Genomic DNA, 20639 nt, shown 5'->3' with positions numbered 1-20639 from the left:
CTTTATGCACAAGAAAACGATTATTGATTTTAAGCAGTTGGGCCAACGCCTGATTTTTACGAATCCCATCAAGGAGCTAAAGACTCGCCGTCTTGACCAAGTGGAGGAACTTTTGACAGAGATTGAGGGTTGGCAGGAGAAAGGATACTACGCTGTCGGCTATGTCAGCTATGAAGCAGCGCCAGCCTTCGAGGAAAAATTCCAAGTTCATTCGGCTCCGCTCCAGAAAGAATACCTCCTCTACTTTACTATCCACGATAAGACCGAGGAGGCTTCCATTCCCTTGACCTATGAGGAAGTGGAAATGCCAGCGGCTTGGCAGGGGCTGACTTCTGAGCAAGAGTACCAGAAGGCTATCGAGACTATTCATCATCATATCCGCCAGGGCGATACCTATCAGGTCAACTACACGGTGCAGCTGTGCGCGGAGCTCAATCCTGAGGATAGCTTGGCTATTTACAACAGGCTGGTCGTTGAGCAAAATGCTGCCTACAATGCCTATGTGGAGCATGACGAGACCGCCATCTTGTCCATCAGCCCTGAGCTCTTTTTCGAGGAGCACCGAGGTCAACTGACCACTCGTCCTATGAAAGGAACTACCAATCGGGGACTGACCTTAGAGCAGGATAGAGAGCAGGCTGCATGGCTGGCCCATGATGCCAAAAATCGAGCAGAAAATATGATGATTGTCGATCTGCTGCGCAATGATATGAACCGCATTTCTCAGACGGGCAGCGAGCGGGTTGAGCGTCTCTGCAGTGTCGAGCAATACTCTACAGTCTGGCAGATGACCTCTACCATTAAAAGCCAGCTAAATGAAGGAATTGGGCTGGCAGAGCTTTTCAAGGCGCTCTTTCCTTGCGGATCCATCACAGGCGCTCCTAAGATTTCGACCATGGCGATCATCAAAGCAACAGAAAAAGCTGCTCGCGGTGTCTACTGCGGTACAGTCGGCATCTGTCTGCCAGACCAGAGACGGATTTTTAACGTCGCCATCCGCACCATTCAACTCGAGGGAAGAAAAGCTATCTACGGCGTTGGCGGCGGAATCACTTGGGACAGCACGTGGAAATCCGAGTACATCGAGACCCAGCAAAAATCTGCCGTCCTCTATCGAAAAAATCCGCGATTCGACCTGATTTCTACCGGAAAAGTAACGAATGGAAAGCTGACCTTGCAAGACCAACACCTGCAAAGACTGACAGAAGCAGCTAGCTACTTCGCCTATCCTTTTGACCAAGACAAACTGAACCAAGAGTTAGAAGAAACCTGCGCTCAGCTGGATAAAGGGCAGGATTACAGGCTGCGTATAGCTCTTAAAAAAGACGGCAGTATTGGGCTAGAAACAGCTCCTCTACCACCGCTGACGGCGACTTTCAGAAAGGCAAAACTAGTTGAGCAGACAGCCAATCTAGCCCAGCCCTTTACCTATTTCAAAACCAGCCATCGGCCACATCTGACCTTGGAGCAGCAAGAGCAGATTTACTACAATGCACAAGGCCAGCTGCTGGAAACCTCTATCGGAAATCTGCTGCTGAAGCTAGACGGCAAGCTCTACACGCCTCCAGCTGAACTGGGCCTGCTCAAGGGCATCTACCGCCAGCAGCTACTGGATGAGGGGCAAGCTACTGAGAAAATTTTGACTCTGGCCGATTTGGATCAGGCTGAGAAAATCTACGCCTGCAACGCAGTCAGGGGACTGTATGAGCTGGAGATTGATAAAGGAGAGCTCTGACATGAAAGTTATCTTTCTGCACGGACTAGGGCAAGATGAGTATTCTTGGAAGAAAGTTCAAGAAGCTCTAGCTGATGTCCCGACGGAGTCGCTGGCTCTTTTTCCAAAGGGAAATGAAAGCTATCAAGAAATTCGACAAGCAACCCTCCAGCACCTTCAAGCTGAAGAACAGCCTTTTATCTTAGTCGGTTTGTCACTCGGTGGCTTGCTGACACTGGACCTAGCTGACCAAGCTCTTACTCATCTGAAGGGTTTGATTTTATCCGGGACTCAATACAATTTAGCAGATAATTTTCTCTACAGACTGCAGATTCTCGTCTTTAAACTGATGCCCAAAAGCGTCTTCACCAAGCAAGGGGCGGATAAAGGCCAGATGCTGCGGATTTTGACCGAACTGCGTAAGGTAAATCTTACTGATAAGGTAAAGAAAATCAAGCGCCCCAGCCTGCTTGTTTGCGGCAGCAAAGACAAGCCCAATCTAAAAGCTGCCTACAAACTTAACAAGCTGCTGAAAAATTCTCAGCTTTGCATTATAGAAAAGGGCGGCCATACTCTGAATAGCCAAGCGCCCGAAGCATTTGCTCAAATAATAGAGAAATTCCTAGATGAGTTCTGACCCTTTTACATGACAAACCAAAAACTTTAGAAATATTTGAGAAATTCTTTAGAAATATTTGAAGGTTTGGCGCTATACTAATTAATAAGAAGAGGAGTTTTCTCTCCTAACATCATGAAAAGGAGACTTGACATGGAAAATGTTTTGGTTTTACAGCAAGTCAGCAAAAAATTCGGCCGGCAGTACGCTCTGACCGATGTGAGTCTGACGATAAAAAAAGGAGATATTTACGGTTTGATTGGCAAGAACGGGGCCGGAAAGACCACTCTGATCAAGGTCATCACCCAGCTCTTGGAAGCAAGCAGTGGCAATGTCTCCCTCTTTGGCTCTCAGAACTATCAAGAATGGACGCAGAGCCTCAAACGGGTCGGATCGGTCATCGAAACACCGGTCGCTCACAACCACTTGACAGCCTATGAAAATCTCAACTACTACTGCAAGCTCCGCCATATTCCCCATGCGGACAAGGTCATCCGTGAAACCTTGGAATACGTGGACTTGACGGATACCGGCAAGAAGAAATTCCGCGACTTCTCACTCGGGATGAAACAACGGCTGGGTCTAGCTATCGCGCTTCTTACCAGACCTGACCTGATGATACTGGACGAACCTATCAATGGCCTGGATCCAGTCGGCATCAAGGAATTCCGACAGCTGGTACAGCGGCTCAACGAAGAGTTAGGCATGACCTTTATCATCTCCAGCCATATCCTGTCTGAACTCTACTTGGTTGGTACCCAATTCGGCATTATCGAGGAAGGACGACTGATTCGCGAGATTTCCAAGGCGGAGTTTGAAGAACAGAGTGAAGACTATATCGTGCTTAAAACGTCACAGTTAGAAGAAGCCAGCCGGCTGATTCACGACCAGCTCATGCATCGCATCAAGGTGGTCAATGCTTCTGACGAGATTCATATCTTCACCCATTCGCATGAGATTAGCAAGATTGTCAAGGAACTTGCGACTGCAGATATACCAGTGCAGGAGATTTACTATGCACGACAAAACCTAGAAAACTTCTTTACAGACTTGGTCAAATGACAAAGGGAGGCTTATCATGATGGATTTCATTCGAGCCGATTTTTACCGGCTCATGCGTTCAAAAGGCTTTTGGATTACTGAGTTTTTCTGTGTGATTTTATCAGCAACCTTCTTCCAGGCAAATATTCATTTTGGAGCAAATATCTCCAGAAATGAGGCTGCTAGTCAATCTCTAGGAAAACTAACCGGCCTTCAAGCTCTGGACTATTTTGCAGGCAAAACAGACAGTCTGCTCTTTTTCACCATCATTGGTATCGGTATGGTCCTTGGAGTGGACCTGTCTCGGAAACTTTATAAAAACTGTCTGAGCTACGGCATCTCTAAGCTCAGCTATTATTTTTCTAAGTTCTTTGTTTGTGTTAGCATCGCAGCCTTTCACTTCCTGCTGATTTTATCTATCTCCTTTGTGACTGCTAGTCTGTCCAACGGAATTGGAAGTGCCCCCAGCTCTTTTTTGCCTCAGCTAGGAGCTGCTCTCTTCGTTCAATTTCTCAGCACGATTACATGGATTGCCATCATTTCTTTTGTGCTCTATGCCAGCCACTCGATTATATCTAGCTTTCTGACCTATTTCCTTGGCGGTACTTTACTGACTATTCCCCTCATCTTTTATCCGGATAATGAATGGCTAATCTGTCTGACCCTGCGATTTAACACAAATATGGCAGCAGATGGCGGAGCTGTTATCAAGGCTATCCTGACAGTGGTAACGGTCACCCTGCTCTTTCTAGGTGGCGGGCTGATGGTTTTCAAAAAGAAAGATTTATAAAAAGCAGGAACAATCTTAATCATTCAGAGGAGATTTCATGTTACATACTATTCAGGCGGAGCTCTACCAGCTTGTCCGCTCCAAACCTTTTTGGCTAATAGAAGGGCTGCTCTTTTTTCTCATTTTCATCAGCTCTCTTGGTGAAAGCAACTTTAATTTTTATATCTCTACGTCTTCTGATCCAGAAGAAATAGTCATCCAAGGTTGGACAGGATTTGAAGCTCTCGGGCAGCTTGCTAAAGATTTCCTGCCCTTTGTCATGATTACTNTCCTTGTGCTCATTATCTTTCTGTTAGGTCGTGACCTGACTAGAAAATTATACAACAATATATTAGCTGGCGGGGTTTCTCGGAAAGAATTTTACTTATCCAAAATAGCTCTTCTTGTCATAATTATCATCTTTCAACTAATAACAGCTTTTGCTGTAGCCTTTATCTTTGGAAGCCTCTTCCATGGACTTGGGACTATGCCAAAGAACTTTTTCTGGAGCTTTTCCTTATCTTTCTTTCGCTCCTTTCTCTTTATTATGACCTGCAGTTCCGTAGTTACCTGTCTCCTCTACCTGACCCGCTCCACCCTGGTCAGCTATCTCGTCTTTTTCGCCCTGATTATGCTTCAGTCTAGCCTCGTCATCGTTTTCCCTCAGATAAATTCTGAACTATTTTTACTCTTTATCCTAGCTGGTTCTCTCTTAGGTGGTTACCAAGCCTTCCATCGCAAAGACTTATAAATTTAAGCAGTCAGCCCTTTGGCTGCTTTTTTATTGTTTTTAGATTGGTTCTGCATTTCTTTAGAAATATTTTAGAATTTCTTGAGAAATATTTGAAATCTAGCTTGTATACTAAAATCAAACCTAAGAAAGCGAGAATATACCATGCAAACTGTTTTAGAAGTCAAGCAAGTTACCAAACAATATGGCCAGCAATATGCCCTTGATCACGTAAGTCTTTCGATCCAGAAAGGTGACATCTATGGACTGATTGGCAAGAATGGAGCTGGTAAGACTACTCTTCTCAAGACCATTAGCCGGCTCATTCATGCCAACAGCGGAACCGTGTCTGTCTTTGGTTCGCAGAACTCTAAGGAATGGAACGAAGCCTTGCGCAAGATAGGAACCGTCATCGAAACACCAGTCGCTTACAATCAAATGACTGCTTATCAAAACCTCAACTACTACTGCAAGGTCCACCAGATCGCCCAGCCCGACCAGCTCATCAAGGAAACCCTGGCCTATGTCGGATTGAGCAATACTGGTAAAAAGAAATTCCGCAACTTTTCGCTAGGAATGAAGCAGCGCTTGGGAATCGCTATTGCCCTTATCAGCAAGCCTGAACTCATGATTCTAGACGAGCCCATCAACGGCCTTGATCCGCTTGGCATCAAGGAATTTCGACTGATGATTCAGCGACTCAACCAAGAATTGGGAATCACTTTTATCATTTCCAGCCACATCTTATCCGAGCTTTATCTGGTAGCCACCAAGTTTGGAGTGATTGACCAAGGACGGCTTGTTGCAGGATTCACCAAAGATGACTTTGACCGAGCCAGCGAAGATTATATCGTCCTTAAGACCAGCGATAGAGATCAGGCTGCCAATCTCATCCAAGGCAAGCTCCACTATCAGCTCAAGGAAGCTGATAAATCTGACGAACTGCACATTGTCGCCCAAGAACAGGAACTAAATGACATCAACAGGGAGTTGGTCCTATCCAACATTCATGTCAATGGTATCTATGCAGCTCACAAAGATTTAGAAAAATACTTTACAGATTTAGTCCAGTAAGGAGAAAAAACCATGTTACATACTTTTCAAGCAGATTTTTACCGTTTCTTTCGTTCCAAGGCTGTTTGGATTACCGAATTCATTTTTCTACTGACGACCTTGAGCGCAGTCTTTGGCAAATTAAATGCTGTCCAGCTTATACAAGCGGTGTCCAACGCTATCGGTAACAATACTTTTATCATCATTATCCTCTCTATGGTCGTCATCGGGACAGATCTGAACAAGCAGCTTTACAAGAATACATTAACCAGCGGTGTTTCCCGTACCAGCTTCTTCGTCTCTAAAGCCCTAGTCATGGTCTGCGTAACGTTCCTGCAGTTGGCTCTCTTTTATAGCATCAACTTTATCCTAGCGGCCATTCTAAACGGTATTGGTGATTTATCCGCCACCTTCCTGCTTCAGTTTATTCTTCTATTCTTTGTGCAGTGCCTGACTGTCATTGCTTGGACAGCTATTATCTCCTTTATTCTTTATCTGAGTAAATCTATGATTGCTGCTTTGGGAGGTTACCTTTTCTGCGCATCCTTAACCGGAGCTCTTGCTCAATTTTATCCCAAATCTTTATGGCTGCAGCATTTCACCATGAGCTTTGATTTTGAGACGCTTCAAAGCAACGGTGTAACCTTAAGAATTGTTCTAATCGCCTTGGTCTTAGGAACAGTCTTCACCGCAGCAAGTCTCTATACTTTCCACAAAAAGGATTTATAGTAAACAATGAGCCGGTTCTTGACTGGCTCATTTTAATCTTTTCAATTTTAAATTTCTTTAGAAATATTTTAGAATTTCTTGAGAAATATTTGAAATTTAGTTTGTATAATAAAAGTATAAACAAAGTAATTAAAGGAGAAACATCATGCAAAATGTTTTAGAAGTGAAAGGACTCACTAAAAAATACGGTGATCAATATGCTCTGAAAGATGTCAGTCTTTCCATCAAGAAAGGAGAGATCTACGGTCTCATCGGAAAAAACGGTGCTGGTAAGACCACACTGATCAAAATCATCACTCAAGTCATCTATCCTAGCGGAGGGTCCGTGTCTGTTCTGGGCTCTCAGAACCAACAAGAATGGACCAAGGCCCTCAGCCATACTGGATCTGTCATCGAATCCCCTGTAGCTCATGCCCACATGTCGGCCTATGAAAATCTGCGCTACTACTGTACCGACCGGGGCATTCCAAATGCTGACAAAGTCATCAAAGAAACCCTGCAATATGTCGGCCTGACCGATACTGGAAAGAAGAAATTCCGTAATTTCTCTCTGGGGATGAAACAGCGGTTGGGCATTGCCATTGCCATTTTGGGGCGTCCCGACTTGCTCATCCTGGACGAGCCCATTAATGGTTTAGATCCAGTTGGGATTCAGGAATTTAGAGAAATGGTCAAGCGCCTCAATCAAGAATTAGGCATCACCATCATCATTTCCAGCCATATCCTGTCCGAGCTTTATCTAGTCGCAACTCGCTTTGGCTTTATCAATCAAGGGCATTTCATCAAGGAGCTGTCTAAGGAAGAATTTAACCGAGAAAGCGGCGACTATATCATCCTCAAAACGGATAATATCAAGCAAGCTGCTCATTTAGTGCAAGACAAGCTAGGCTACCAGCTCAGACCGACCAACAAGGAAGATGAGCTGCATATTTCCGGTAAGGTACAAGAAATTCGCAAGATTGCCAAGGAACTAGTCCTAGCCGACATCCCAATCGGGGAAATCTACTACGCCCACAAAGACTTAGAAAAATACTTTACAGACTTAATCAACCAACAAGGAGGAAACACTCATGTTTAATAGTATCAAGGCGGATTACTACCGTCTCTTCCGCTCCGTAGGATTCTGGGGAGTGCAGGCTTTCTGCATCTTTGGAATTCTCCTCGGCATTTTCACTTCCAAAGTTGTCAGTTCCGACAACGGTATCTTTTTTGCTATAGATGTCGTCTCCTACAACAGCGGCATGCTCTTTATTGCCTGCAATGTCATGACTAGCTTGCTTCTCGGTGTTGATCTCAATGACAAACTTTATCACAATAACCTGACTACAGGCAAGACTCGGACCCAGTATTACTTCTCTAAATCACTGACTATCGGTAGCTTACTTCCTATGCAGTTCATACTACTCTACATTTTTGGTATTGTCATCGAATTTGTCCGAACCGGTGGTAATATGGGAACCCTGCCAGATAATTTCTGGGGACAATTCGCAATACTCTTTGTCATGCAGGTCATCTGTACCTATGCTTGGTACTGCATTACCAGCTTTGTCCTCTACTTGACTCGAAACTATAGTGTCGTCTTTATCACCTATATCATGACCTACATCTTACTCGGCCTCCCTAGTCAAATGGTTGATGCCAATAATGAATGGTTCAAGGCTATCAAGATGGAGTTCGTCTACGGAGACGCTTCAATACCAAGTGTCATCATCAAAACAGCTATCTTTGCTCTCAGTCTGATCACGGTCTTTAGCTTAGCAGGACTGGCTACACTGAAAAAGAGAGATTTGTAAAATAAAAACTCAGCTAATCACTAAATTAGCTGAGTTTTTTTGAGCGGATTTTAATTGGATGATGAGCAGATTTCACCCTTTCTGGTCTAGCCCTCTTTATCGGCTTTCTTTCACTGCTTCCAATCTTGCTTTTTCAAGAACAGACTGATGCAGACTCCTAGGATAAGGTAGAAAGTGACAAAGGTAAGACTAGCTGCCAAACTGGTCGGATATGGAAAGATCTTGCCCAGAGGAAAAAGAACATTAGATAGAAATCCGAGGGGAACAAAGAGCAAGAATAAAATCAAGGCTAGCTTAACCTGAAAAGAAGGTCTTACCTCGGATAGATTGCGGCCCGTTCCCCACACCAGCAGCCCTACTCCCTGAACGATCAGCACCGGCGTTAGCAAGATACTGATCTTGAGAAAATCAGCTAGGATAATGGAGAGGATGATGCCCAGACCGACAAAGCCAAGAGAGAGCTGATAGCAAATATTGCTGGCTATTCTCCTGTGCTTGATTGACTGCTCTTCCTCTTTCTGGACTACAGGCTCAATTCCCTTGAGCAGATAGTCTGTGGTCACCTCAAAATAGTCACTCATGGAAATGATCTTATCCAAATCAGGCATACTCTGCTCGCTCTCCCACTTGGAAACGGCCTGTCTAGACACACCGAGTTTTTCGGCTAGCCCCTCCTGAGAAATGCCCCGCACTTTTCGCAGGTACTGGATTCTGTCTGATAGATTCATGGATTGTTTTACCTACTCTTTCTTATTTTTTATACTTTCTTTCATTGAAACTTATTATAGCACAAGGCGGAGAGACTGCAAAGTCTGATTGTCATCTCTTCATAAAATGCTAGACTTCTTCTTTAGATGGAAGAGCTTTTTCCTCCCTATCCGTCCGATACCAGAGATAGATACTATAAAGTGTCAGGAGAATCACACCTCCAAAGTAAAAGAAGGGATTAACTTGAGAAAAATCCAAATTGTTAGCTTGAGCTATTCCAACAAAAGTCGGGATGAGGGTGTTGGAGAGCGCATGAAAGATGTTACAAGCAAGGCCAGACTGGGTCTTCTTATACAGAGCTGCAAGCCAAAAAGATAGAAGGATACTGAAAATGATAAAAACTGAGAAAATATCCTGGCTTCGATCATAAAAGCGATCGTAAAACCAGAGAGGGATATGCCAGATGGCCCAAATGATACCGGTCATCAAGGTAGAGACAAAGAAAGAAAACTTTTTCTCTAAGGCCGGCTGTAGGAAGCCGCGCCAGCCAAATTCTTCAATCCCGCCCGATAGGACAATACAATAGATAAAAAACCAAGGAAATCTTACTAAAGCGCCGTCTACCAGCTTGCCGCCAGAAGCTAGGGCATAGAAGGCGGTCAGACCACCACCATAGATTAGCAAGTAGAGCCAGGTCTCTTTCTTGCCTGAAAAGAGATAGGAGCAAACGGCCTTGAAGCCTTTCTTTTTCAGTACGATCAGACTAGCCAGCATAGGCCCAAACATAGCAATACCATTTAGAATAGCTTCAAGAGCAAGATAGGCTGTAGGTGGGCTGTCTGGCCAAAGGTTTTTGAGGATAATGTCCAATAGCCAGAATCCCCATGTCCAGCCGAAGTTCCAAGCCAGGAACGGCAAAATTAGTTTGGGTTGTGGTTTGATAGTTGTTTCTGTATTCATGAGAATACCTCCTTATAATATAATTAAACTCAAGTTTTTGATCCAAATCTTCAAAGACAGCGACTCGTTCATTCCGAAATCAAAAACTCGGCTTCTGCTTTCAGATTAACAAAAAAGCCAGTTGCCTTTCTAGCGACTGGACTTGGAATAAAGAAAACATCTAGTTGCTTTTTGAGTGATTGAACTTGGAATCATTGTCAACTGTCAGTTGCAAGTCAGTTATATCAAGGGTTTAGAGCAGTTGGCTGATTTTTCACTTTGACTGGTAAAATGACCTCGCTAATATGACTTGCTTTTCAAATCACAAAACAAAAAGGCATCTTTATCATGCCTTTCTTCGACTTAATCTAAAAATAAACCTCCGCCAATTCGAAAATTAGCTGAGGTTTATGAGCGGATTTTGAGGCTAGCTGATAGAGCTGAGCCTTCCTTATTTTGCTTTTTCAAGTCTTTTTTACAAAGTCACAACTAGTTCAAACCAGTCGGCCTCGGCTTTCATTGTCAAGTCCCCGCCTAGGATTTCGACCAACTGCTGGGTGATGTAGAGCCCCAACCCTGAAGACTCCTCGCTGCTGGATAGATTTTCTGAATAAAAGCGATTAGTCAGCTTATCCAGATATTGGATAGGCTGCTGGACGATATTTTTGACGGTAAAGATACAATGCTCGCCCTCTTTTTTCAGAGAAATGCTGGCGGCCTTACGGCCGTGCTTGAGGACATTGCTTATCATATTTTGGACAATGCGCTCTAAAATTTCTGGGTCTGTCTCTAGCTCTAGACCTTCAGCCAGCTCTACCTGCAAGTCAATCTGGGCTTTCTGGAAGGCGTCATAATAAGTAAAAAGCTGCTGGGTTACCAGCTGAGATATATCTGTTGGCTGGACATTGGCTCGAATGGCACCCTCCATCAGCCGGCGATACTCCATCAAGGCTTCCAGCCGTTTGGATACCATTCCCAGACTTTCTGCAATTTTGATTAACTGCTGACTTTCCTGACTATCATCCTTCAAGAGCTGCTGGGTGTAACCGCTGGCAATGGTCAGAGGGGTGCGGATATCATGGGCAATATTACTGATAGCCATATCCAGCGTCTTCTTTTCCTGCTGGACGACAAAGGTCGTCTTATCTAGCTCCCTAAAGAGCAGCTCTGCTTCCTCTGTCAATTCCAAAATACTGGGGGCATGAGCAGCAGGAGCCAGACGATTCTGGCTCCCTGTCTGTCGCTTCCGACGAATCTGCTGTGCCACATCCTTGACCGCCAGATGATAGCGTATGAAACCAATAGCCAGAAACAGACTGATAAGGGCAAATAAAATGACTAACACCAACATATCAGTCCTCCTTGAGCCGGACACCCAGTCCCCAAACAGTCTCTATGTATTCTTCCGTTGGGTCCAACTGAGCCAGTTTCTTACGTAGATTGCTGAGGTGAGTATTCAGGGTATTATCCCCAGGCAGATAGCTCTCTTCCCAGACCTGCTCAAAGAGCTCTTCCTTGGTGTAGATCTTCTTGGGATGACGGAGCAAGAGCTGGAGGATATGATATTCTTTCTTGCTCAGACGGACGCTTTTCTCACCACAGACCGCCTCAAAGGTAGCCTTGAGTAGACGGATATTTTTAAAGGACTGGCCTTCTTCCTCGCCAGTCAAAGCCTGCTGGCTGCGCAGCTGCACGGTGATACGGGCAAAAACCTCATCCAGATTGAAGGGTTTGACAATATAATCATTAGCACCATTCAGCAGATACTGGCTAACCAGCGCTTTTTCACCAAGAGCTGTCAGCATAACCACTGGCACCGTAGCGTTGCTACTGCGAATTTCCCTCAACACTTCATCACCATTCTTCCCCGGCAGCATGATGTCCAGAAGAACCAAATCAATCTCCTCCCGCTCAAACAGCGAAATGCCCTCTGTCCCCGAATAGGCAGAATAAACCGTGTGTTCCTTCTGAAAAAGTTCTTTTAGAATTTCATGAATATCACTATTGTCTTCGATGAGTAAAATATGAGCCATAAACACTCGCCTCCAGAAATTTCCTATCACTAGTGTAGCAAGGATAAGAGGCTAAGTCAATAAAAGATGGACTATTCGAAAAACTTTAGAAATATTTTAGAATTACTTGAAGGATATTTGAGAATTGAACTTTAAAATAGAAAGAAATAAGAAATGCATGTGCTATAAAAAGGAGGCTTGATATGTTTAAAATTTTTTGCAAAATCATTTTTAGAAGTATTACTTTCGCCCTTGAGGGCTAATAAAAAAGGAGACTGCGCCGACTATCTGAATTCAGCTTATGTGAGTACTAAAGTTGAACAGAAAGGAAATGCTATGAAAAAAACATTTATTCTAACGCTTCTAACGATTATAACTCTAGGACTCTTCCGGCCAATTACTGCATCGGCTGAGGAGTCTCAAAAGCTACCCTCTGGTATCGAACGGGACCAGATTGGTCAGAAAATCCAAGACTATGTCAAGGAACATGAAAAGACAACTGCCGGCATGGAAACTGCTATCTTTGACAAGAATGGTACCATTTATCAAGGCAACTTTGGATACATGGATAAGGAAAAAGGCATTAAGGCTGATGATGATAGCGTTTTTGAATGGGGCTCCGTAACCAAATTAACCATCTGGGTCTCTGTCATGCAGCTCTGGGAGCAAGGTAAGATTAACCTAGAAGAAGACATCCGCACCTATCTGCCAGAGGGCTTTCTTAAGAATCTCCGCTATGACAAACCTATCACCATGTTGGATCTGATGAGTCATCAGGCAGGATTCGATGAGGTAACCATGTACCTACAAGAAGATAAAAGTATCGAAGAAATCCTTAAAGAACAACAACCTATTCAGTCTTTTGAACCCGGTACAGTCACAGCTTATTCAAATTACGGTGCTGGCTTGGCTGCTCTGATTGTCGAGCGGATCTCTGGTCAGACTTTTTCCGACTATGCCCATGAGCATATTTTCCAACCACTGGGCATGGATAAAACGGCTATTTTGCCGGATCTATCAGACAATTCCTACGTTCAGAAAAAGCGTCAAGAAACCAAAGGTTACGACACTAAAGGAAACTTACTGAGCAAGGACCATTTCATCACTAGCATCTATCCTATCGGAGCGGCTACTGGCACCTTGAAAGACTTGGAGAAGTTCGCCCAAGCCCTGCTGGCTCGCAAGACGCTCTTTGAGCGCCCAGAGACCTGGAACACCCTCTATACTGCCAGTTCCACCTACCCTGACACGGATATCATCCGCAATGCTCATGGTTTTTGGGCCAACGAATACGGTACTACTGTGTTGGGCCACGGCGGAAATACAGCTGGCGCTACTTCACGGATAATGTTGGACTTGGAGCACGGTATCGGCTATGTCGTCATGACCAATCAAGGTACAGAGCAAAATTATAATTTCCAAATGCCAGAACTCGTCTTTGGGCCACGTAAAACAGCCAGCAAGGAAACCAAAGAGCAGTTCAGTCCAGGCTATTATCGAACTCTGCGTAACTTTAATCAAGGGCCTCTGGCTATCTTTAAAATGATTCCAGCCTCCGCAGACTACTTGCAGGAACCATCTGACGATCAGCGATTGCCAAACAACTTCTGGACCATTTATCAGAGCCAAGGCAAGACCCGTATCGCAGTGGCTGTCGCAGACTATGAGAAAGTCTCTGACTTTGATTTCTTTAAAGACTATGTTGTTCTAGGCTTGGCCGGACTTGGTATCATCTACGCCCTCGGCCTGCTCATCATCAGCCCGCTTCTAGGAGTCTATCGGCTTATCTTTCGCAAGAAACAAGACCAGCCAGACCGCACTTGGAAGGTCTGGAACCTCCTAACAGCTGTTGGTATTTTGGCTGTCCTAATCAATCTCTTTCTGCTATTCATGTCAGCAACTTCAGGAGATTTCAGCGAAATCGCTCAGTGGCGCTACATGCTCTTTGCTGCTTTGGGACTCCTGCTAACCACAGCCGCTCTGTTACCTCTCTTCAGAAAGTTCAGAGAAAAGCTCAGCAAAGGCCGCCTCTTCCTAACATCCGTGACCAGCCTATCTGCCTTAGCAGTGGCCGCTAATATCCTCTATTGGTCTCTATATCAGTGGTGGATATTCTAATATGAAAGGAGCCAGCTATGAAAAAAACATTTTCCCTAATCCTTTTAACTCTTTTGACTTTAGGACTCTTTCGACCAATTACCACACTGGCTGAAGAGCAGAAACTCCCATCTGGTATCGAACGTGACCAGATCGGCCAGAAAATCCAAGACTATGTCAAGGAGCATGAAAAGACGACTGCCGCTATGGAAACGGCAGTATTTGACAAGGATAGCACCATTTACCAAGGCAACTTCGGTTATATGGATAAAGAAAAAGGCATCAAAGCTGACAACAGTAGCGTCTTTGATTGGGGCTCTGTGACCAAGCTGACCGTCTGGATAGCTGTCATGCAACTCTGGGAACAAGGAAAGATTGACCTAGAGGAAGATATCAAGACCTATCTGCCAGAGAATTTTCTTAAAAATCTGCACTTCGACAAAGCTATCACGATGCTGGATCTCATGAATCATCAGACGGGATTTGATGAATCTCTATCTTACACAAAAGGTGATAAAAATATAGAGGAAAATCTACGCATGCTCCAGCCTGTCCAGTCCTTTGAACCTGGAACAGTAACCTCTTATTCCAACTATGGTGCTGGGCTCGCTTCTCTGATTGTCGAGCGGATTTCCGGCCAGACCTTTGCTGACTATACCCACGAGCATATCTTCCAGCCGCTTGGCATGGACAAGACAGCTCTCCTACCGGACTTATCTGATAATCCCTATGTTCAGAAAAAACGTCAAGAATCTAAGGCCTATGATACAAAGGGAAATTCACTAGGGACAGCTTTTTATGAATATGGTCTCTACTCAATTGGCCAAGCAGCCGGTACCTTGGAGGATTTACAGAAATTTGCTCAGGCTCTGCTGGGGCGCAAGGTTCTCTTTGAACGTCCAGAAACTTGGAATACTCTCTACACTCCCACTTCGACCTATCCAGGTACAGACATAGCCCGTAATGCCCACGGTTTTTGGATCAATGAATACGGAGTCAGCATCATTGGTCACGGCGGCAATACTGATGGTTTCAGCTCTCGTCTCATGCTAGACTTGGAAAGTGGCATCGGCTACATAGTCATGACCAATCAAAGCATGGAAGAGAATTACAACTACCAAATGCCTGAACTGGTTTTCGGAAAACGTAAAACAGCTGACGAAGATACACAAAAGCAGTTTAAACCAGGCTACTACCGTTCTCCACGTACCTTTCTCCATGGCCCCCTGTCCTTTCTAAGACTCATGACGCCCTCAATAGAGAAGATTGACAATCCTGCTCAGAACCGAATCTTGAGTACCAATTTTTGGACCATCTATAAGAGCAAGGGAAAGATTACAATTCCCGTCGCTGTGGTAGACTATGAGAAAATCTCTGCTTTCGACTTCTATAAGGACTATATCATCTTAGGATTAGGTATTCTTGGAATTGTCTATGGTTTTGGAACACTCATCATCAGCCTTTTACTAGGAGCTTATCGCTTGATTTCCCGAAAAACGGTTGAGCACACAGACCGCACTTGGAAGGTCTGGAATCTACTGACTTCTCTTGGTATTCTGGCTGTTCCCCTAAACCTACTAATGATTATGATACCTTTGATGGCTGATGACCTTGATTCTCTAGCTCCTTGGCGCTACATGCTCTTTGCTGCCTTGGGACTCCTACTAACCGCTGCTGCTCTGCTGCCGCTTTTCAGAAAGTCCAGAGAAAAGCCCAGCAAAGGTCGCCTCTTCCTGACGGCCATGACCAGTCTATCTGCTTTGGCAGTGGTTGCTAATATCCTTTACTGGTCCCTCTACCAGTGGTGGGTGATGTGATATAAGTTGCCTGCCTTCCTTTGGGAAGGTGGGCTTTGGCTTTTTGGAAAAATATGATGTCCTCCATATTAGCTGCTTAGAGGTACGAGGGAAAGATGTAGAGAAGCAGTGTCAGGTTGACAGAATAGATAGGCGAGAAAGAGAAAACATATGCTTAGCTATCAAATAGTAACATGTCATACGTTTTTTGATTCATACTCAAGTTATTCCTGCCTAGTGTGAATTTTCATTATTTGAGTATGAATGCCAAACTGATAATTTGTTAATTTGTTCTTGAATAAAGAGGGTTAGTTCCTCAACTGTTAAGGGAATATCCTGCCTGGCATATTTTTCTAGCAGCGCGAAAATCCCTCCCATTACAAAATCAAAAATCAAGTCTAATTCTGTATTTAGTTTTTCAACTTTTAAAAATGCCAGCAAATGAGGTTGCAAGGCTTGTTTGTAAGATTCATAAAAGGAAGAATCTCTGTTTAGAAATACGATTATTTCACCATAGACTTTATGAACAGTAATCAACGATTTTATAAATTTCTCGTCTGTCAGATTTGGTTGCAGACTGATTTCAGAAATGATAGAGTGAATCAAATTGGTTTCCACTTGCTTCCTGAGATCGTAAACATCCTCAAAATAGTAGTAAAATGTCGACCTATTATAACCCGTCCTTTGACAAAGTTCTTTTACTGATATTTTATTTAAAGGCTTTTCGCGTAAAGCCTTGAGAAAAGCTTCCATAAAAAATTCTCTGGTTTCTTCTAATGCAAATAACAAACTCATGACTTTCCTTTCGGACACTTTGGGCAAAATTGTTGGTATCATTCATGGCAGATTTTGTCTATACTAGACTTATCTTATATAAATGAGGTATTGTTATGTCCAAACTGATTTCTGTTTGGTTAAAAATCTGGATTCCCATTCTCTTTGCTATGGGAATCGGTATTCTCTTATATCTTATCACAAATTGGACTACACTAGATTCTGGAAGCAGATTTGTCGCTATAATCTATGTCATGCTCCCTTTTCACTGTCTAGAGGAATGGAGATTTCCTGGCGGTTTTCATTATAACTACAACATGCTTCGGCGCTCTCGAAAGCCCGATCGCTATCCTATGAATCAATTTTCTGATATGCTGACTATTATGTTAGCTGAATTAATTGGTATTGTCTGTCTTTTTTACGGTGTCAATCAGATCATTGTCATCTGGAATCTTATCTTTTGCTTTTTTGAAATGATTGGCCACCTGATTTTTGGGTTCAGTATGTACCGACGTTTTCGAACAGTAGGAAAAAGAACCATTTATAACCCAGGTTTTGCGACAGCGGTTGTCTTTACGCTTCATGCTCTCTACTATGTTCTGAGCCAGTATCCTACAAATCTCCCCGGTTTGCCAATAATCATTTTAGCCATTATCAGTGGAACAGTTCTTGTAAGCAGTGTCGTTCTTATCCCTGAGCAACTGTTCAAATCAAAAGATACCCCTTATCCTTTTGATAGCAATCGTTATTATGAAAAATATATTGCAAGAGAAAAAAACTGAATTCCCTTCCCTATTTCATAATCTTCTTCAAAAATTCTATGAGAAGTCAAAGGCATAACTGAGCGACTAATACTCACCGAAAATCAAAAAGTGGCCTAGTTTTATTCTACTATTTTAAGTTTGGACTTGCGGCCAACCAGACATATCTAATGTTTGTTAGAGAACTATTGAAAGATTGCAGGGTTCAAGCATTAACTGGTACTTCTATGGTGGGGTTGCATTCTTCTTATTAGTTACAGTAAATTGCCAATCAGTATGACAGCTCTTTTATCACTTTACCTGATTAAACTTCTATTCGCTTTTAGTGTAAATCACTATATGACCGCTTGAAGTAAAGATTATAAATAAAAGTATGCGAGTCTAAAATATGATGAACAGAAAGGAATCCCTATGTTGAAAAGAATCTTTATATTTGTCCTTAAAACAATCACTTGGCTGGTAGGACTCTTAGCTCTGGCCTTATTGGCTATCTTTCTCTATCACCGCTTTCAAATAGCTCAGGAAAGCAAACTCATTGAGAAGCCGATTGGTCAGCTAGTCGAGGTAGAGGGTAAGAAGCTTAATGTCTACACTGCCGGCAAGGGCAAGAAGACTTTGGTTTTCCTAGCGGGACTGGGCACCAATGCTCCGGTTCTGGATTTCAAGGCTCTTTATTCCAAGCTGGAGGACGATTATCGCATCGTCGTGGTAGAACGTCTAGGCTATGGTTACAGCGATGATGGAAACGATGACCGCTCATTGGATAGACAAGTGGAGCAGACACGTAAGGCCCTCAAAGCTGCTAAGATATCCGGTCCTTATGTTTTGGTTCCGCATTCGATTGCCGGTTTAGAAACGATTCACTGGGCCAATCATTACCCAGAAGAAGTAGAAGCTATTATCGGGCTGGATATGACCATGCCCCATACGGAGGTGGCCGACCAGCAGAAATTTTATGGCTCTTATCAGACTATCCAGCTGGGGAGAATGCTAGGCTTGGCTCGCCTACCGATTTTCTTTGATGAAAATAGCAGCCCAGCCATAAAGTCTGGGGCCCTCAATGATCAGGAAAAAGCTATCTTTAAAGCCTTGTTCCACCGGCGGTCAATCACTCAGGCGGTCATGAACGAAGTCAAGAATCGGAAGAAAAATGTTGAAACGATTAACAAAGAACCCGTGCCGCAGATTCCGACTCTTATCTTTGCGGCTGTCCAGAAAGGCGGAGAAGCTCCCAAGCTAGAGGAAGAGTTTGTTGCGCAAAATGCCCAAGCCAAACTTGTGACATTAGAAGGCTCCCACTATATCCATGACGAAAAGCCAGAGGAAATCGCCCAGCAAATAAAGGATTTCTTGAAATAATAAATCTTGAAAAGTATTTAAATTTCAGTTAGACTAAAGTTCCTATAAAACATACATACTTGAAAAAGGCTGAGACATTCATATCTCAGCCTTTTTTCTATTTCACAGATGCTCCGTTAGTCGCGATGACTTCCTTGTACCAGTCAAAGGATTTCTTCTTGGAACGTTTGAGTGTTCCCCTGCCTTCATTGTCCCGGTCCACATAGATAAAGCCGTAGCGCTTCTTCATCTCGCCAGTGCCGGCTGATACCAGGTCAATACAGCCCCAGGTCGTGTAGCCCCACAACACCACACCGTCCTCATTGATGGCTTTCCGCATAGCCTTGACATGGGCCGTCAGATAGTCAATCCGGTAATCATCAGCCACATAGCCATTTTCATCCGGACTATCCACTGCACCCAGACCATTCTCCACGATAAACATAGGCTTTTGATAGCGATCCCAGATGGTATTAAGCGTAATGCGCAAGCCCAGAGGATCAATCTGCCAGCCCCACTCAGAAGCTTCCAAATAAGGGTTCTTCAGAGAAGCAAAGATATTGCCCTCGGTCAGCTCATTGACCTTAGGGTCGCCTGAAGCCACCCGGCTAGAGTAGTAAGAGAAGGAAATGAAGTCCACCGTATGCTCCTTGAGCAGCCGCAGGTCTTCTTCTGTCATTTCAACAGTGATGCCCTCGCGCTCCCAAGCTTTCTTGGCGTAGTTGGGATATTCACCACGCGCCTGCACGTCAATGAAGAAATAGTTTTTCCTGTCTTCCTGCATGGCCGCCCAATAGTCAGCTGGATGAGCTGTATTGGGATAGTATGGACCCGCCGCTAGCATACAGCCGACCTTGTTTTCCGGGTCAATCTCATGAGCCAGCTTGGTGGCAATAGCTGACGCGACCAGCTCATGATGGGCTGCTTGATATTTGACCTGCTCCTCATTTTCGCCTTCTTCAAAGCAGAGCCCCGCCCCCATAAATGGTGCATGCAGAATCATATTAATTTCATTGAAGGTCAGCCAGTACTTGACCAATCCCTTGTAGCGGGTAAAGAGAGTGCGGCAGAGACGCTCGTAAAATTCCAACATGCGACGGCTCCGCCAACCGCCATATTGCTCAATCAAGTGCATGGGACAGTCAAAGTGAGTAATGGTCACTAAAGGCTCAATGCCATACTTGTGGCATTCCTTAAAGAGGTCTTCGTAAAACTTCAGGCCAGCTTCATTGGGCTCCAGCTCATCCCCCTTAGGAAAAATCCTGCTCCAAGCAATGGACAGACGATAGGTCTTAAAACCCATCTCACCAAAGAGGGCAATGTCCTCCTTAAAGCGATGGTACATATCAATAGCTTCCTTGGCTGGGTAGAAATAACCGCCCTCAAAGTCAAACATCTTTTTCTTCCCCGTGATGATGGCCAAACGGTCCTCACCAATCGGCACCACATCTACATTAGCCAGCCCACGACCATCTGCATCATAAGCGCCCTCACACTGGTTGGCAGCTGTCGCTCCGCCCCACAAGAAACCATCCGGAAAAGTCATTTTTTCAGTCATCTTTTTGCCTCCTTACCAATTAAACGTTTTTCTTATATTATAATAAACAATCAGTAAATAAACTTCTAGCATCCTACTAAAAACTCATACTATTCTAAGGTCTGTGATGTCTGTGAGGTTCAGCGTTCCCGATACTCTTCAGCTCATGTAGAGGCACATCAAAGCAGGTCAAGACAGTAGGACAGCCAGTTGCTGGTCAATGATGAGGGAG

General features: G+C 44.1%; 19 protein-coding genes. 13 read left to right on the top strand and 6 right to left on the bottom strand.

Translation table 11 applies throughout. The annotated features are described in order from the left end of the window. Window positions 1-4: 4 nt before the first annotated feature. The 9 genes from pabB (at window position 5) to D8886_RS00800 (ending at window position 8445) form a co-directional block, all read left to right on the top strand. Window positions 5-1735, top strand: a complete 1731-nt coding sequence (gene pabB, locus D8886_RS00840; RefSeq protein WP_125433933.1) for an aminodeoxychorismate synthase component I — start codon at window positions 5-7, stop codon at window positions 1733-1735. Between the two features lies 1 nt (window position 1736). Then, window positions 1737-2351, top strand: a complete 615-nt coding sequence (locus D8886_RS00835; protein WP_125433932.1) for an alpha/beta fold hydrolase — start codon at window positions 1737-1739, stop codon at window positions 2349-2351. Window positions 2352-2483: 132 nt separating this feature from the next. Continuing rightward, entirely contained in the window at window positions 2484-3392 is a 909-nt protein-coding gene (locus tag D8886_RS00830; protein ID WP_125433931.1) for an ABC transporter ATP-binding protein, read from the top strand. A gap of 16 nt (window positions 3393-3408) precedes the next feature. After that, entirely contained in the window at window positions 3409-4161 is a 753-nt protein-coding gene (locus D8886_RS00825; RefSeq protein ID WP_125352271.1) for an ABC transporter permease, read from the top strand. 37 nt (window positions 4162-4198) lie between these two features. Next, window positions 4199-4891 carry an ABC transporter permease gene (locus tag D8886_RS00820; RefSeq protein ID WP_125433930.1) on the top strand — a complete coding sequence of 231 codons (693 nt, stop codon included), beginning with the start codon at window positions 4199-4201 and terminating at the stop codon, window positions 4889-4891. A 144-nt stretch (window positions 4892-5035) separates the two neighbouring features. Further along, window positions 5036-5944 carry an ATP-binding cassette domain-containing protein gene (locus D8886_RS00815; RefSeq protein ID WP_125433929.1) on the top strand — a complete coding sequence of 303 codons (909 nt, stop codon included), beginning with the start codon at window positions 5036-5038 and terminating at the stop codon, window positions 5942-5944. Between the two features lie 12 nt (window positions 5945-5956). Further along, window positions 5957-6652 (top strand): ABC-2 transporter permease family protein, encoded by a 696-nt coding sequence (locus tag D8886_RS00810; protein WP_125433928.1) that lies wholly within the window; start codon window positions 5957-5959, stop codon window positions 6650-6652. A gap of 145 nt (window positions 6653-6797) precedes the next feature. Further along, window positions 6798-7730 (top strand): ABC transporter ATP-binding protein, encoded by a 933-nt coding sequence (locus D8886_RS00805; RefSeq protein WP_125433927.1) that lies wholly within the window; start codon window positions 6798-6800, stop codon window positions 7728-7730. Further along, the gene (locus D8886_RS00800; RefSeq protein ID WP_002910626.1) at window positions 7723-8445 is read left to right on the top strand and encodes a lantibiotic ABC transporter permease; all 723 of its coding nucleotides are present in this window, start codon (window positions 7723-7725) and stop codon (window positions 8443-8445) included. The genes D8886_RS00805 and D8886_RS00800 overlap by 8 nt, the downstream gene beginning before the upstream one ends. Window positions 8446-8555: 110 nt before the next feature. Here the strand turns inward: D8886_RS00800 and D8886_RS00795 are convergent, their stop codons facing one another. The 4 genes from D8886_RS00795 to D8886_RS00780 all read right to left on the bottom strand — a co-directional run bounded on the left by D8886_RS00795 (window position 8556) and on the right by D8886_RS00780 (window position 12125). Beyond that, window positions 8556-9173: a helix-turn-helix domain-containing protein gene (locus D8886_RS00795; RefSeq protein WP_002910627.1), complete on the bottom strand. Its 618-nt coding sequence runs from the start codon at window positions 9171-9173 to the stop codon at window positions 8556-8558. Window positions 9174-9282: 109 nt separating this feature from the next. Further along, window positions 9283-10113, bottom strand: a complete 831-nt coding sequence (locus D8886_RS00790) for a CPBP family intramembrane glutamic endopeptidase (protein ID WP_125433926.1) — start codon at window positions 10111-10113, stop codon at window positions 9283-9285. A 454-nt stretch (window positions 10114-10567) separates the two neighbouring features. Then, entirely contained in the window at window positions 10568-11443 is an 876-nt protein-coding gene (locus tag D8886_RS00785; protein ID WP_125433925.1) for a sensor histidine kinase, read from the bottom strand. A 1-nt stretch (window position 11444) separates the two neighbouring features. Further along, entirely contained in the window at window positions 11445-12125 is a 681-nt protein-coding gene (locus D8886_RS00780) for a response regulator transcription factor (protein ID WP_002896543.1), read from the bottom strand. Between the two features lie 315 nt (window positions 12126-12440). Here D8886_RS00780 and D8886_RS00775 point away from each other — a divergent pair, with 315 nt between their 5' ends. Together D8886_RS00775 and D8886_RS00770 are read left to right on the top strand one after the other, a co-directional pair. Beyond that, the gene (locus D8886_RS00775; RefSeq protein ID WP_125433924.1) at window positions 12441-14222 is read left to right on the top strand and encodes a serine hydrolase domain-containing protein; all 1782 of its coding nucleotides are present in this window, start codon (window positions 12441-12443) and stop codon (window positions 14220-14222) included. 17 nt (window positions 14223-14239) lie between these two features. Then, entirely contained in the window at window positions 14240-16018 is a 1779-nt protein-coding gene (locus D8886_RS00770; RefSeq protein WP_125433923.1) for a serine hydrolase domain-containing protein, read from the top strand. A 213-nt stretch (window positions 16019-16231) separates the two neighbouring features. Here the strand turns inward: D8886_RS00770 and D8886_RS00765 are convergent, their stop codons facing one another. Next, on the bottom strand, window positions 16232-16792 hold the full coding sequence (locus D8886_RS00765) for a TetR/AcrR family transcriptional regulator (protein ID WP_208447622.1): 561 nt from the start codon (window positions 16790-16792) through the stop codon (window positions 16232-16234). Between the two features lie 95 nt (window positions 16793-16887). Here D8886_RS00765 and D8886_RS00760 point away from each other — a divergent pair, with 95 nt between their 5' ends. Beyond that, window positions 16888-17553: an HXXEE domain-containing protein gene (locus D8886_RS00760; protein ID WP_125433922.1), complete on the top strand. Its 666-nt coding sequence runs from the start codon at window positions 16888-16890 to the stop codon at window positions 17551-17553. Between the two features lie 390 nt (window positions 17554-17943). Further along, entirely contained in the window at window positions 17944-18891 is a 948-nt protein-coding gene (locus D8886_RS00750; protein WP_125433921.1) for an alpha/beta fold hydrolase, read from the top strand. A gap of 97 nt (window positions 18892-18988) precedes the next feature. Here D8886_RS00750 and D8886_RS00745 read toward each other — a convergent pair whose 3' ends face one another. Continuing rightward, window positions 18989-20428 (bottom strand): 6-phospho-beta-glucosidase, encoded by a 1440-nt coding sequence (locus tag D8886_RS00745; RefSeq protein WP_125433920.1) that lies wholly within the window; start codon window positions 20426-20428, stop codon window positions 18989-18991. Window positions 20429-20639 lie beyond the last annotated feature (211 nt).

Source organism: Streptococcus sanguinis, assembly GCF_003943655.1.
GTDB lineage: Bacteria > Bacillota > Bacilli > Lactobacillales > Streptococcaceae > Streptococcus > Streptococcus sanguinis_F.
Note: the sequence above shows the minus strand (reverse complement) of the source record. Positions and strands in the feature narration are given on the sequence as shown.